A 14128-nucleotide genomic window follows, 5' to 3' on the forward strand; every position below is an offset into this window, starting at 1 on the left:
TTGAATCTATTACCTTTCAACTAAAATAGATGCTCCAAACACCTGACATTCACCCGCTTTTATTGCTAGAAATTGAGCCCCAAGAAAGTCCAAAACATCCTGCGACGGTGGATTAGCGCAGTGAAGTTTTTCTCTTAGTACTGATGATAACTTATTGCGACAGGCTATGATGTAATACCTGTAGACTCCAGAAAAGGTTTTTTCAGATAGATATTCCAATTCACCATCCTTTAACGGTGGAAGATGAATTGTTGGAGGGCTGACGTCGTAGACCCTATTCCCGTCGCCAAACAGGTCGAACAAATGCCACTCGCCTTTGTATTCCGCTATCAACACACATTCACCGTTCCATTTCATTGCCGCAGACAATGAAAACTGCTGGAACATCTTCACAACCGCATCAGGCTTAAAAGGCGGTGGCTGATCAATATCGCCAAATTTTAAGCTTTTGGGAAGTGGCACTACTGTTACTTGAAGTGGCTGCAAAGCGCGACTATCAGAAATAAATCGACGCCAAGACTTTCCGGATATCGGACAAAGGGCATTGTGAAAGTTTATGGGTGTCCCTTGCAGTAATTGTCTAGTTAATTCTTCGGTCACTTCAAAACTAATTATGCGTCCAAAGAATTCTTGAAATGCCTTGAGGTTTCGATCTGGTACACTCGGTACCATAACTTTGTCCAGATTCCAATAGCCACGTAGAGTCGCTTCTGTGATGCCAAGTTCCAGGGCAATCTTCTGATTAGTGTCATAGTTCGTGCTAATCCTAATCAGTCCAACAATAAATTTCAGATATGGAGTTTCCAAGCCGTGATCCTCCAGTAGTCACGATTTTCGCGATTTTTTGTACCTACTGGGTTAACCCCAATAACTCGATACTGGCCTCGTTCAATCAAGCATACTCAGACGAAACGAGGTACTGTCATGCATACTAGATCGACTTTTGTTACTAAACAATCAAGAGCTCCCGCACTAAAGAGAGATATCGATACTCAAGGTGTTGAGTACGTTGAGCTCAGTAATACACTTCGAGATGGTTTAGGTGAGCTTCTGTCATATGACGGATATTTATCCGGGGATGTAAACATACGATTATCCCGTTTATCCAAAACCTGTCACGACCTTTTCTCTTCTGGAGACGAACGATTGTTGAAAGACATAGCCAGCGGGGACACTGGTGAAGGTGTTACAGTTTTCTACAATTTGCCTTACGAAGCGGTTGATTGGTCCCCAGTACCGGGATTTGAGGCTAGTGAGGCTAAAGGCAGCTCCTTGAGTGAACATTGCCTTCTAGCGTTCGCTCAATATTTCGGCGAGCCATATGGAGTGCGGAAGGAGGGACATCGGCTAGTCAACGACCTCATTGCATCTCGCCAAGATATGGAGAAGCTTACGGGAAACGGTTCGAAGCTGGAATTGGGGCTTCATTATGAAAATGCTGCACTTCGCTTTGCGATTACAGGATACGATTTATCTCCGAAGGCGTTATTGTTGGCAGGAGTGAGCGCACAAAAGTTCGGTGGCCCAGAGACAATGGTGGCGATAAGCTCAAGAGCTTGCTGTTTGGTGAGTGATAGAGCTATGAGAACGCTGCGATCCTCTAGTTTCTATTTGGCGTTACCTATTCGCCAAAGAAACGATCAGGCTGATGCAAACGTAATTGGACCGGTACCAGTTGTCATTGGGCCATTCGGACGGGAGGAGATTGTTGCTGCTTTCTATGGTGACATGATGCGCCCTGCGAATGTGGAGGCTGAAGAGGCACTTGCGGAATTGAAAGAGGCGGTCACTGCTGTTGCAGTAGGTCTAAAGGTTGTTCCCGGTACAATGGTGGCTCTACATAACGGTCGAGCACTACATGGCCGATCGGAGTTTACTCCGGTATTTGATGAATACGAACGAACTCAACGATGGGTCCAGCGTGTGTTTGTTGGGAGTCGGCTTGATGGTTTTAGGCTGTTTAATCAGTCCGCAGAGCGAGTGTTCGATATCGATTTTTCGAAATTGGATCCTGCAATGTTAGCCTACCAAAATTCTTAGATTTTCTGATAGTAACTTAGAGCATCAAACCATGGTGATGCTCCTTTGTTGATACTGGTTAGATATAGATTGGCACGGTCAACAATTTGTTCATACTCACCTAGTTCAATCCAGTCGTGCAATAAGTAGTGACACTGAGTCACACTTCTTAGTAGTTTTTTAGTGTTTCTGCGCACAATACTGACTTTGTACAACATCTCAGGAGATACCGTTCATCGGCGACTTGTTTAGCTGCCATCGTTTCAGTACTTAGAATCCGCAGAGCTCTGTAGGATAGAGTGAGTCACGCCGCTGTTCAATTGGCGGGCGCTTCTCCGATAAGAATATTCAACTATCATGGGAATCTCTTTCTCATGATGTACGGGAAATTTTTGAAAAGGCTGGAAGATCAGGAAATACAGTCAACGGATGGCTTCGCGCGCGTTAGTTTATACATTCATTGGTCGTCTCAGATAATAATGGAGGAATAAATTCGCGTATTACAGGCGAATTAAGATAACTGCTTTGTTACTGGCTGCATAAGTTGAGTTTTTTGTTTCAGGAAGTTACCGTTTAATTCGACATATTGTGAATACAACATTGTTCTCGATTTCCTTATCCCATCGGATACGTCATGAAAAGTTCTTTAGAGCATTTTTTATCACGCACACCCAGACGATTTAAAGCTTTTGTCGAGGAAACGATGGAACTACTGCGACGATTGGGTGAACAGACGTTATTAGCCTATCCAGTTGAGCGGTCAGGGATGATTGACGTTATTATTGGTTCCGAATTAACTATTAATGCCTCTGTTAAATGGCGCCCCTCAACACAGGAGTACCGGATTACCATCGAATGGGGGACTTTTATTTGGGCTTATCGGCTTTGCTGTTTTATGGCATCACTGGATGCCGAGCAGGAAAATTCATTTGCTGGTGAAAGAATATTTGCAACGAATTTTACCGCTGATAATGTCGAGAGAGTTCTAGAGCTACTTGTGCAGGCCGACCAGCAGTTTTTAGAAGAACAAACGGGGTTTGGTCGATACATATTTAAAACTATTTTGATCGCCGTATTCTACCACGAAATAGCGCACATCTTGGGCGGCCATCTGGGGCTCTTGAGTCAAGAAATTACGCTCGATAGTATTCAGATTGATGAATTGTCATTTGGCGAAATTAGCAAGGAACCTTTAAGTGGGCGTTTTCCGGTAGCAGTTTATGAGTACGATGCAGATCGGCTGAGTGGGTTATTAATAGCCAATCTAGCAGCTAACCAAACACCTAGTATTTATGAGTGGTCTTTGAATAAATTCGACAGAAATATTGTTTTTAGTCTGTGGTCATTATCGATGTACGCTCTGTCGACCATTGAGACCAGAAAACTAGCAGAAGGATATTCGAAAAGCCGCTACCCCTCTCCATTTCTCAGGTTCTCTTCAATCATGAGCGGCATTACCAGTGCCCTCAACATCAAAGGTTACGACAACAGTACGTCCGATAACATTTGTATTGGTTGCTTATCGATTCTTGCTCATTACGAGTTGCATTATCCGATCGTAGGTGAGTTTCGAGATTTTACTGATGTCCGATGGCGAAAAACATTAGAAGTCGAAGTAGAAGAGCTTTTGTCTGACTATTATTCGTTTCACATCGCCGCAGCCTCACATGCTGCGTATAGGCACGCACTTTTCAGTGATTAATTCACTGATTAATTCACTGATTAATTCACTGATGTCCCACTACCTGTCGGCGCAATTTCGGTCTGATATTATTGTGTAGGAATGAGCGGGCAACGATTAATCATGCTCCGTCATTGAGCAGTTAGCCGGTTTTCTTGATGAGCACTCGTCCGGCTTTAGGACACTACGAAAATTGGGTGCTCCTCAATTTGAGATGGTGGCACTCAACAAGTCAACCATTCCTCCGCCAAGTTATTACCACATGTGTCGCCCTTCTAATGGTAAGAAAGCCATTCAACACTAAACCCAAGCAAATTGGACCACCTAAGAAGCCTACAACCATTGCAGGAACCGCCCAAAGCGATTCTGAGTAAAAAGTTATTCCTAAAATTAGTAATAATGTCACCAATGAAAAAAGGTTGATAATAACCTAACATCTTTAATAAAAAATGTTCATGGCACCATAGATTGGCTGCACTTTGACGCCATAAATTGGCCCCAAAGATCAATATGCGATCAATTCTGGAGCAGCTATAGAAATAACTTTGAGGAGAGCTGAACTATCACGTATTGGAAGAAATTCAATTGGCTGCTCTCTCTGGGGCTAGCCGTCCAGCCTTTGTTCAAAGGAGAGAGTGAAAGCGTGTTGGTGCAACACAATGGATGTATCAAGCGGTTTAAGAGCGATTCGGTGAGGGGCTGAAAGCTGAAACTGGTGAGGGGCTGAAAGCTGAAACTTTTGGTAGTGCTTAAGGTTGAGTCAGTTGGGGGGCTTGTTGCTTTCAAGTCATGAAGCTATTTGCTCTTATGGTTGGCCACTTCGGGCGCTCCACAGACTCCATTCCATGATTAATGACTGGGGGAACTGTTCGAAGCAGCTGGTAGAGATGTTAAAATTTTGGCGCAAAAGCGGGTTTGCCGATCGAAAGTCTCTTTGGCTTCTTGTGAACCTGTTGTTCAATATAAGACTTAAAGTCTTGGGAGTTAGGGTTGCCAAATAGCTCCTCCCTCTGAGCGTCTTTTTCCGCCAGCCTGAGCTTGAACAAGTCTCTGCTTTCAATTGGGATGTTAGAGCGCATTTTGCAGCACCGTTAGCGCAAGTTATTTCATGGGTTGCTAAATAGTCGATCATGCAGGTGCCTGATGTCAAGTCTGTGCGTGAGGCATCTTGAGTTTAAAGGTCCCGGCTTTAACAGTCACTGCTGTGGGTACTTGAGGGTTTTGCCTGTTCATCAATTTCCGCTTGCCTTAAATAGGGGGGCCGTCGGCATGTGTTTGAAACAGCGACGAAGGCACCGCAAAAACCGCCTTTTTTCTTTTTTGATCTCTCCGTTGACGCTCAATGTGCGTTTCCTAGACATTAGTCTTCCAGAGTCTGGCTTTGGAAAAGCCCGTCGCACTTAATTGCTGCTAATCCACAAATGCCCCCGATTTTGGATTTACTTTATATATTCTCAAATGCTTATAGTTGTAGCCTCTCTTCTCGATTTGAACAAAGGACTGCTTCCATTGGTTTTTAGTGTTAACTTCCAGAGTGGTTGGCTAAGGTAAAAAGCACTTCACCTTGAAGCGCTATTAGGATATATAGTGAAAAGTGGCCAAACTATGGTGTCAAGAACAAGCGCCGCCAGTTTGCGCGAACCGAAGGGCCTCGGACAATCGTTTCACTTATCCGGCTCGCCACCACTGTATTGAGAGATTGGTTTTTGCTTTTCTCATAGTGCGGAATCCGCCCCACATCAACCCCAAGCAAATCGGACCGCCAAGAAATCCCAGCACCATAGACAAGATCGCCCAAGGAGACTCGAAGTAGACAGTCCACAGAAAGAACATTAGTAAAGCGGTTCCCACGATAAACCCTGTCCTCACGGTGGACTTTCCTTCATCATAGACTTGCTGTCTGGTTCTACCCGTAGAGCTTCCCCACCTAGCGCCGCAGCCGGAACAGACGACAGCATCTATTGGGACTTCTGTCTTGCAATGATCACAGCTTCCACGATGTCGGTCTGCTTCAAAAATCACTAGATTCTCCTCCAAGATTCTATTTATAGGTGTCTATTGCCGTACCTGAATGAATTCGTACCCGTTTTGGGTACATTACGCATTGTACCAATAATAGGTACGCATGCAGAAATCTATTTCATCAAAGGCTTACCGAAAACTGGTTGATTGGCTCAGAGAATCGAGAGAGTCAAAGGGCTGGAGTATGCGCGATTTGGGTGAGCGGATTGGTGAACCGCACTCCTTTGTTCAGAAAGTGGAGAGCATGGAGAGGCGAATAGACGTCTACGAACTTGTCCAATACTGCAAAGCACTGGAGCAAGACCCGCATATTGCTATCCGCATCGTCCAGGAGGCGTCCTAAGCCAGATTACACTTCATAAAAAATGCGGCAGTTTGTAGCCTATAAAGAACGTAAGGGCGGTTTGGCATAGCCAGAGTGTCTCCGCGTTAAGCCATGCTGCGAGAGTGCCGCCTCCATACGCCGCCCCTATGATCAATACAAAGCGGACCCCTTTTGGCCAATCACCCGGACATGCCCAGTGAGCGGCAATTCCAGCGAGAGCGCTCCCGCCACAAAAACAATTGCCAGCCAGGTTTCAATCTGATGTTGAGTGTATTCAGCGTCTGATAGATAGGAATCTCCGACTCGATGTGTTGCCATGGTGCTTCTCCAAGTGGGGTTGTGGAATTCCATAGTCAACAACTTAGAAGCGTCGTCAAATTCAGAGCGAATGGCAACTTTTGTGGAAGTTTTCTCGCTCCAGATCGTTGTTACAGTGGCTTATGGTTGCCCAAAGGATAATTGAGAGTGAGGTTACATTGACCGCAGACTGCCATAAAACCTTCCCGATTGAGTCGTTCGTTAACCTATTCGTGCTCGCTTTCCTTGGGGTTTTTGAATAAAAAAACATCTATTTCTCAATAAACTATCATTATTATCATTATTTTTTATTTAAGATGCATAAATTAATATCAACGATTTTTAATTGCAGACAAATAATATTAATTCAGCCAGCAACCCCCGTTTTACTCAGAAATTACCTAAATCGTAGATTTGTTGCCGCGTCAGCCCTCTCGAACTTCCCCAACGAGCGCCACAGTCTGTACAAACCACGGCCTCCTTATGCACTGGTGTCTGGCACTGCGTGCACTGACCTGTGTGCTGATCAATGGAAAATTTCATTGATTGATACGACTCCTGTCTCTTCGCGTAGGCTAGGACTGTGTCTCGTTCTGTACCCATTATAGGTACGATGAAATAAACCATATCCTCTGAAAGATACCGTTGCGTAATCCGCTGGCTTCAAGACTCGCGTCTAGCCAAAGGATTAAGCCTGCGTTATTTGGGGGAAATTATTGGTGAGCCACATACTTTTGTGCACAAAGTTGAGTGTATGGAAAGGCGAATAGATATTTATGAGCTGGTTCAATACTGCAGAGCGCTGGAAATAGATCCACATCACGCATTAGATCTACTAACGGAAAAAGACTCACGAAAGTCATCTACTTGCATCCTATTTGACCAACTCAAATAAATTCAAATAATCTCTAAATGGGTAAATTATCGATAGTAATTTGCTATTCGTGGATAGTCTCTGTAAGTGTGAGGCAGTAAAAATAGGATGAACGCTATATTCCTAGGGTAATTCAAGGTCAGAAGCAAGCTCGTCTATGGTTGCATTAAACCCATCGTACAGATGCCACGCTTCAGGACTCCATGTTTTCGAATTGGCTCTTTCAAGAGCTATGCCTCGTTTTTCAGACGGCGGGTGGGAGTGGCTTTCTCTCAGTTTACACGCTCCGGCTTCCTTAGCGTAGAACCGCTCCACTAAATCAAAACATCGCATCAATAGGCAGGGAGTACATAGAAAATTGGGTGTAATTTTCAGGTAATTAGTTTCGTTGGGAGTGTTGCAAAGAGTAAGTAGGTGTTTGTAAGCAACTTGATCTGCTTGATATTCCTGATCGTAGTTATTGGCCTTCCCATTGTGTTTGAGCTGAAAATGAGCAATTTCGTGGCAAATAATAAAAGCATTACTGGTCATGGTTAGGCAGTTGATGACGGGCAAAGCGTTGTAGTATTCGGACATATAGGGCCGCAAGCGATCGCGTATATTGAGATGCAGACTTGGTTGTTTTAGACAGCTTAATATTAGGGACAAAATTTCATTTGTATCTTTTCTGACATCATCAGTTACAACAAAAAAAGCTCGAATGGAAAAAATTTGGAAAATCGAAAATAACCAGTTATCAAGATTTTGATCAAAGAAAATGATAGCTTGTCGATCAATTGTAAAACCGGAGTAAGCTGAAATATCATCACTTACAAAGTGATCAAATATCATCGAGGGGTCTTGGATTTTAATTACACGCGTAATGTCAGAGAAGTAAATCCCCAATAGATTCATTGCAAGTGAGCGAGTTTTTTCCTCATCCATCTGAATATTTAGATCGTCTGCAACTGATTGTGCGATAGTCAGGCTCTCTTCAGTTGCCCGTATTCTGGTAACAGGCTTTTTATTGTTACGATCTTCATCTAAGTCAAATAAGTGCTTTTGGTCTTTCGTTACCAATCCGTTATTCCTGTGACGTTTTAGCTGAGTCTTGTATGTAGAAAGCATAGCTATCTACCCAATACTTTTCTTGTAGAGCTGGAGAAAGCAATTTTGTTGCTAGAGAATTTCTCTTATCACTTGAAAAGATATTGTCATCGTAAAGGCTAATCTTTGGAAAGACATTTTGATCGCATGCAATGACGATGATTTCACGGAAGCCGCCTCCTTCCTTTTCCGGGAAGCGTAGATAAGTTTCTTCAGAAGGAAGGCTTAGCTGACTGTTTTGCCATTGCGATGGTAAGTTAAAAGCTTCATTGGGTGTGATGACCATATGTTTAGTTTCATTTCTAATTACCACTAAGGCGTGGTAGCCAGACTTAAAAGTTAGGTTCAGTCTCCATCTGTCGCTGATCTTAACCGTGTGCCCATCATTTGGTTCTACCATATCAAGTTCAAATAATCGATTGCGATTAGTGCTTTCGATCTCCATCGTTATGATTTTCTTGTGTCTGGAAGTGTTATTTCTCAAGACAATCCAAGGATGGGGTTCATCGTGCTTCAATGCCTCAAAATGAGGTACTCCCAATGCTTGAGCAAGTAGGCGGGCATTGCTTTCACTTATGGCTATGCCATCCCACGCGCGGCTTCCTGCACGCGTCTCTGAGCCGCCTGCGTCAACTTCGGCTCGAATATCACTCATTTTTTTATCAAGTTGGGCTTTATAAAGAATACCCACCTGTTTGGCACAAGATTTAATCTTTTCAGTATCCAGCAATACGCTCATTTTTTCTCCAACATAGCAGTGCTGTCACTTTTGTCATTTTTGTATACGTACACCTTGTCACAGGAACGTTATCTTGATCCTGCGCAATCTGGAAACCCTAAAATTTAACCAGGTTTATGGCCTTAAACCCTCTGACGACTCAAGAGGTATCTATGTTTACTGATATTCGAAAACAAAAGCAACCAAGCGTACTTAGAGATAAGAAGCAACATGCTACGATTCCGGTATTGTTTAATTTGGCCGGTTGGTCTGCTGTCGATAGTCTTGGATTTTCGGTAGGTGAGTTGTGGCAGTTGAATGCTGCTTTGGAGCCACTTGCCGATCAACTGAAGCCAATATTTAGCTTTTTACAGCCTGACCCCTATGATGCTGATGCTACGAGATTCAGGGCCTTTGCCACAGGTGTTTTGCAGGAGGTAGGAGATGATCTAGTAATAGGTTTGAGTGAGTCAATGATTCATTCACAACGAGAGAATACTGAGTTTCCAGGAAAGGCTCGTCGTCTGCCTGCGTTAGCTAATCCCGACCAAGACAATAAGGTATTGTTGGATTATGTTGCAGCTGTTTATATGTCGGCCAAGCCCCATAATCTAAATGCAAACTATGGTATTGCTTGGAAAGCACATTTGATACGTCTTAAGCCTCGTGCTGAGTATCATGCTAAGGCGACTCCGCCTATTCCTCACAAGGACGATGCGTGCTGGGTCCATGTGGCTGTCTTAGATCTTGAAAACATCAAAGGTGGTGAAAATTCAATTTACAATAACTCCAAATCCCACCTCGTTTCATTTACTTTGGCTCCGATGCAATTTTTTCTTGTGAACGATAGGGCTGTATTTCACCATGTCGATACGGTCATGCTAGATAATCCGACACTACCAGGTTATCGGGATGTGGTAATTATTGAGTTTAGTATCTTGGTCTCTGCGACACAATAATATCTCTTGTGAGGCTCGGGCTATTCTCTGTCATGAGTATGGCCCTTGTTTTCCCTAGGGTTACCCCATTCTTTGGCATTTAGCCAACTCCATGGTTCTGATACATGCCGTAATCGATCATTGCTGTATTTGAGCGTGCGGAATATGTTGTAACAACCTTCCATATATTCTTCATTGATGGCATCAACGTTGATGCCAATTGAAGCCAGCCCATCATGGAAAGAGTCCAAGTAGTAGTCAAAATAAGTTGCTACGATGTCATTGGGGTCGAGCTGCCAACGTTGAGCCATCTGTGAACACAGCACATCACGTAGACAAAATAATCGTGTTTGAGTGGGGGGATGATACTTTTCGACCTTGATTTGAAAAGTGCATTGGTCGGTGTAGAGAAATAATACATTTAAAGCAGCTATAGCTATTGCGCAAACATGAGTAGCTAATCCTTTTTGATCATTTTGCTCGCAACCTGTTATGTCAAAAATCCAAGTTTGATGGGCCTGGGATTGTGAGACAATATCGTCTAGGTACTGGATCAGTAAACCCGCGGCAACAGAGTCTGCTTGAAACTCCCAATATTGTCTTAATTCAATATAATCTTTATTTGGCGGTTGATTTAATTCGAATAGCTCGAGCAGGCCTGTCTCTTCCGAGATATTCCGTATCGCTTGAGTATGCCCACAAAGTAAATGGCCATACTCATGCAAAAATACATACGTGACACATAAATCACCCAGAACGCGTGATGCAGAATAGCGATCTTCACTGATGTGAATGTTGATACGTTCCAACTGATCTGTGCTAGTAGGATCTATCATAAAAAGTGGTGAATAACTAATCGCGTCGGGTGTATCAATTGGCAACTCTGGGAATACACTTGGCTGGGCCAATAAGCGATCAAACAGTGTTCTGATCAATATTGGTACAGAGGCATTAATAGAAACAACAAGAGTGTTGTTTTTCTGATAGGTGCTGGCATTGAATTGGTGACCGTTAGCAATTATTGAGACTACGTTATCGATGTGATTCGGTAGTCCATATCCAGCGGTAATAGCTCGCGCCACCTCCTGCATCCGCGCATTTACCATAGTGTAATAACTCTGATACTCAGGAGTGGTCAATTTACTGATGTCGAATGGTGAATCAAGCGCAGAAATATCGCGATACTTTGTTTTTATGGCTCAGTACCTCCATAATTAATATGGTGTATAGCTTTTTAGATTTATAGAGTAAGGCCTGCGAATTTCTACATTGACAAATGGGTGATTTGTAAAAAATCAGCAGTTAACAGATGATCTTTATTTATAAACAAGACATAGCTGCCATTCCACAATTTCTTTTAAATTATAGGGCATCCACATCCTGTGGTTGGCCGGTGTTAGAATAAACCGTCTTCCACATTACCCATATTTCGCATTGTGTGATTGATCCTACAGGAGGATTCACCATGAAACACGAAGAGAAACCACGGCCAGTAGATGAAATTCAACTAGAGCAGTTAGCACGAGAGCTTGAAACCGATGAGGGCCGAAAAAGGCTGGGTGATGAAGCTTACCAAGAAGCAATGGTAGCGGTAAAGCGTAAATCAATTCATCAGAACCCACCTAAACACTAAAGGAATAGTGTATGTCCAGACCACAGTTTTGGTTGGTTGCAGGACCAAATGGAGCGGGCAAGTCCACAATGTCTGCGACGATCAAGAAACGATACCCTACAGTTCATGTGATTGACCCAGACTGGAGTTGACAGGGTCCTTCTCAGGAGCAACTTGCGGCCGGTAAGAGAGCGTTGTCACTGGTTAAGCAGTATATCAACGACGGTAAATCCTTCATTGTGGAATCTACGATTTCCGGAATAACCTACCTCAAGTACGCCAAGCAAGCCAAAGCGGATGGATTCAGAACCACTTTTATCTATGTTAGCTTGGCCGGCGCCCAACTGAGTGAGGAGCGAGTTTCTAAGCGGCGTAGGCTTGGGGGCATGCAATACCGACCAATAACATTGCGAGGCATCACCCTCGTTCATTGGTCAATTTAAAAGCGCATATTAAAGCTTTTGAAAGCTCCCATATCTACGACAATAGCCAGCACTACCAATGGGTAGCTGATTATCTTAATGGAATGATACATAAAACGTCACAAACCTCGCCTCAATGGATAAAACAATACCTACCTTAAGCGTGACGAAGAACAAAATACAGTTTTGCTGTGGAATGGATAGGCTTGGTTTGGTCGTCAAGACCTTAATAACCAACGCTAACGATTATCAACGATGGCTGAATTTAACAAACACCTCCCTATCAAACCATTTCAACGAAATTTTATATGTTGTTTCTTAATGTAAATTCGAACAAGAATTAAAAGAAGAGAAATTGGAAAAAGTTGTGGTTAATCCAGATAAAAAGCGATTATTTATTTTTAGCCAAAATTATTCAAAAAAATTTCCTTCTAATAAAATGACGTAAAAACTTTTACCGAGCCATTCAATCGGTAATAAATAAAGGCGCAAATAATTATAAAAATGGATGTGTGGATAATTTAGAAGGCATCATTTCTGAAAATTTATGCATATTTCACTGCGTTGTCATGTGGAGGTTATAAGTAAATCCAAGTTGGTTTTAATTTACTTATATGACTAGGTTTTCCATAAAAATACCTTAACTTGAATCAATATTAGGGTTCGGGTATCTTCGAAATTAATAATCAATGTAGTCGTTTGAATATACCTGTAGCTATTGATTACGGGTCAATTATACGACTAGCTTCTAGCGATATTTTCAGCGTTTAATAGAATTTTTTCGAAAGTGCACGCGTGATGGTGCTGGCCTGTTTGTGCTCGGGATTTCAATAATAATGTGTATAGCCGATTTAATGGCGATCAATCAACAACGATAACTATAAGCTCAATGTGGAGAGCATAGGGATGCGTGAATTGCGGTTAGGTTTGCCAGAATTTTATTTGTTGATATTTTTGTTTGCATTAATTTCTCCTGCAGTTTTTGCGCAAACAGAAGAGGTTATCGAATATCGGTATGACGGCTCTGGCAATATTATTGAGGTGTTCACACAAGGACAGTCTGGCGCTCCTGTTATTGATACGCTTTCTCCTTTCTTTGTTAACCTTGGTGATTCCGTTTTTGTTAGCGCCACTGGGGAGAATTTATTATCGGTGAGCGTGGAAACGGAAACGCTGGGTGTTAGCATTTCTAATGTAGACAGTGATTTTGATCGGCTGAGCTTTTTAATTTCGGCTAATACTTTAGCAGAAATCGGGCAAATCACGCTAACAATTAGCAACAAGTTAGGTGCTATCACCAGTGAGTTTACCGTTGCTGGACGTGCTCCAGAGGTCCGAGTGTCACCCAGTCCTATCGTACTTTTGCCCAACTCTACACCTAAAAATTTCCAGTTTAGTTTTTCGGAGCAAAGGCCAGCATCGGAAATATTTTCCGTCGATATTGATGACTCTAATGTTGCGTTTTCTTCTGTTCAAGATTTCTCTCTCGCTTCTGACTCACAATTGATTGATATTCCTATAGCTGGGCAATCAACAGGTAATACTTCGTTATTTATTGAATCAACCGAGAATTTATTTTCCTTTTCTTTTCCAATTTTCGTCAGCCAGTCCTTCGCCGATTATTTGTCTCAGTTTGAGGTTGATTCCCCAGAATTCCGTGATTTAACCACAGATAACATATTGTCCAGACCGGTGGGTGTGAATTTGAGCATCATGAACGAGGTGCTTGGCCCACAGGTTGGTGTCAACCTAGGTCCTACGAATTCAGTTTTAGGCCTGCAAGTCGGAGTGCTTGGCAGTGATTTCAATAACTTTTTCGGTCCATCGCTGGAAATCATTCTTGGTTCGTTATTGAACGACACTGCCGATATTACTTTACCCAGAGGACAACAGAGCACCTTTGTTATTACCGGCGTTGGATTACAAGATATTGCCGACATTACTTTTTCTCCTGCGACTGGTATCACGTTGGATGGATTTTCCGTTGGCTCGCAAGGCCGGGAACTCACTATAACAGTCACAATCGCTGCAAATATTGGCCGCGCCCAAAGCAGTATTAATTTGCAATCATTCACTGGTATTAACGCCCTCAGTCGCAATGGGTTGGCACCCACATTAATTTTTCAATAATTAA

The 14128-nt window shown here is 42.9% G+C and carries 13 protein-coding genes; 6 read left to right on the top strand and 7 right to left on the bottom strand.

The features are described from left to right. Positions 1-9: 9 nt before the first annotated feature. Positions 10-807, bottom strand: coding sequence for a hypothetical protein (locus ACYQ28_RS10705; RefSeq protein WP_460050053.1), 798 nt, complete (start codon positions 805-807; stop codon positions 10-12). 519 nt (positions 808-1326) lie between these two features. On the opposite strand from ACYQ28_RS10705, the gene ACYQ28_RS10710 reads away from it, so the two are divergent. Then, the gene (locus ACYQ28_RS10710) at positions 1327-2040 is read left to right on the top strand and encodes a Fe(II)-2OG oxygenase family protein (protein ID WP_460164707.1); all 714 of its coding nucleotides are present in this window, start codon (positions 1327-1329) and stop codon (positions 2038-2040) included. Positions 2041-2653: 613 nt separating this feature from the next. Then, positions 2654-3721, top strand: coding sequence for a hypothetical protein (locus ACYQ28_RS10715; RefSeq protein ID WP_460050049.1), 1068 nt, complete (start codon positions 2654-2656; stop codon positions 3719-3721). Positions 3722-4590: 869 nt separating this feature from the next. On the opposite strand, the gene ACYQ28_RS10720 is transcribed toward ACYQ28_RS10715, so the two are convergent. Further along, the gene (locus tag ACYQ28_RS10720) at positions 4591-4779 is read right to left on the bottom strand and encodes a hypothetical protein (protein WP_460050047.1); all 189 of its coding nucleotides are present in this window, start codon (positions 4777-4779) and stop codon (positions 4591-4593) included. A 1046-nt stretch (positions 4780-5825) separates the two neighbouring features. Here ACYQ28_RS10720 and ACYQ28_RS10725 point away from each other — a divergent pair. Continuing rightward, complete coding sequence (locus tag ACYQ28_RS10725) at positions 5826-6065, top strand: helix-turn-helix domain-containing protein (RefSeq protein WP_460050045.1); 240 nt, start codon at positions 5826-5828, stop codon at positions 6063-6065. A gap of 132 nt (positions 6066-6197) precedes the next feature. Here ACYQ28_RS10725 and ACYQ28_RS10730 read toward each other — a convergent pair whose 3' ends face one another. The 3 genes from ACYQ28_RS10730 to ACYQ28_RS10740 all read right to left on the bottom strand — a co-directional run bounded on the left by ACYQ28_RS10730 (position 6198) and on the right by ACYQ28_RS10740 (position 9043). Next, positions 6198-6365, bottom strand: a complete 168-nt coding sequence (locus tag ACYQ28_RS10730; protein ID WP_460050043.1) for a hypothetical protein — start codon at positions 6363-6365, stop codon at positions 6198-6200. Between the two features lie 976 nt (positions 6366-7341). Then, complete coding sequence (locus ACYQ28_RS10735) at positions 7342-8277, bottom strand: hypothetical protein (RefSeq protein ID WP_460050041.1); 936 nt, start codon at positions 8275-8277, stop codon at positions 7342-7344. A gap of 4 nt (positions 8278-8281) precedes the next feature. Next, a complete protein-coding gene (locus ACYQ28_RS10740) occupies positions 8282-9043 on the bottom strand; it encodes a hypothetical protein (RefSeq protein WP_460050039.1) in 762 nt (253 codons plus the stop codon). A gap of 152 nt (positions 9044-9195) precedes the next feature. On the opposite strand from ACYQ28_RS10740, the gene ACYQ28_RS10745 reads away from it, so the two are divergent. Then, positions 9196-9981 (top strand): 2OG-Fe dioxygenase family protein, encoded by a 786-nt coding sequence (locus tag ACYQ28_RS10745; RefSeq protein ID WP_460050037.1) that lies wholly within the window; start codon positions 9196-9198, stop codon positions 9979-9981. Between the two features lie 20 nt (positions 9982-10001). On the opposite strand, the gene ACYQ28_RS10750 is transcribed toward ACYQ28_RS10745, so the two are convergent. Beyond that, complete coding sequence (locus ACYQ28_RS10750) at positions 10002-11066, bottom strand: hypothetical protein (protein WP_460050035.1); 1065 nt, start codon at positions 11064-11066, stop codon at positions 10002-10004. Between the two features lie 359 nt (positions 11067-11425). Between ACYQ28_RS10750 and ACYQ28_RS10755 the strand changes: the two genes are divergently transcribed. Continuing rightward, positions 11426-11593 (top strand): hypothetical protein, encoded by a 168-nt coding sequence (locus ACYQ28_RS10755; RefSeq protein WP_460050033.1) that lies wholly within the window; start codon positions 11426-11428, stop codon positions 11591-11593. Between the two features lie 176 nt (positions 11594-11769). Here ACYQ28_RS10755 and ACYQ28_RS10760 read toward each other — a convergent pair whose 3' ends face one another. Beyond that, entirely contained in the window at positions 11770-12003 is a 234-nt protein-coding gene (locus ACYQ28_RS10760; RefSeq protein WP_460050031.1) for a hypothetical protein, read from the bottom strand. An 897-nt stretch (positions 12004-12900) separates the two neighbouring features. Between ACYQ28_RS10760 and ACYQ28_RS10765 the strand changes: the two genes are divergently transcribed. Beyond that, on the top strand, positions 12901-14124 hold the full coding sequence (locus ACYQ28_RS10765) for a hypothetical protein (protein WP_460050029.1): 1224 nt from the start codon (positions 12901-12903) through the stop codon (positions 14122-14124). Positions 14125-14128: the final 4 nt, after the last annotated feature.

It is taken from the genome of Sessilibacter sp. MAH1 (assembly GCF_054658315.1).

Excerpts from the sequence above, each read along its gene's own strand:
- ACYQ28_RS10730 (WP_460050043.1), bottom strand. The coding sequence starts at position 6,365 with ATGGCAACACATCGAGTCGGAGATTCCTATCTATCAGACGCTGAATAC.
- ACYQ28_RS10760 (WP_460050031.1), bottom strand. The coding sequence starts at position 12,003 with ATGAACGAGGGTGATGCCTCGCAATGTTATTGGTCGGTATTGCATGCC.
- ACYQ28_RS10720 (WP_460050047.1), bottom strand. The coding sequence starts at position 4,779 with ATGCGCTCTAACATCCCAATTGAAAGCAGAGACTTGTTCAAGCTCAGG.
- ACYQ28_RS10750 (WP_460050035.1), bottom strand. The coding sequence starts at position 11,066 with ATGGTAAATGCGCGGATGCAGGAGGTGGCGCGAGCTATTACCGCTGGA.
- ACYQ28_RS10715 (WP_460050049.1), top strand. The coding sequence starts at position 2,654 with ATGAAAAGTTCTTTAGAGCATTTTTTATCACGCACACCCAGACGATTT.
- ACYQ28_RS10765 (WP_460050029.1), top strand. The coding sequence starts at position 12,901 with ATGCGTGAATTGCGGTTAGGTTTGCCAGAATTTTATTTGTTGATATTT.
- ACYQ28_RS10755 (WP_460050033.1), top strand. The coding sequence starts at position 11,426 with ATGAAACACGAAGAGAAACCACGGCCAGTAGATGAAATTCAACTAGAG.
- ACYQ28_RS10725 (WP_460050045.1), top strand. The coding sequence starts at position 5,826 with ATGCAGAAATCTATTTCATCAAAGGCTTACCGAAAACTGGTTGATTGG.
- ACYQ28_RS10745 (WP_460050037.1), top strand. The coding sequence starts at position 9,196 with ATGTTTACTGATATTCGAAAACAAAAGCAACCAAGCGTACTTAGAGAT.
- ACYQ28_RS10740 (WP_460050039.1), bottom strand. The coding sequence starts at position 9,043 with ATGAGCGTATTGCTGGATACTGAAAAGATTAAATCTTGTGCCAAACAG.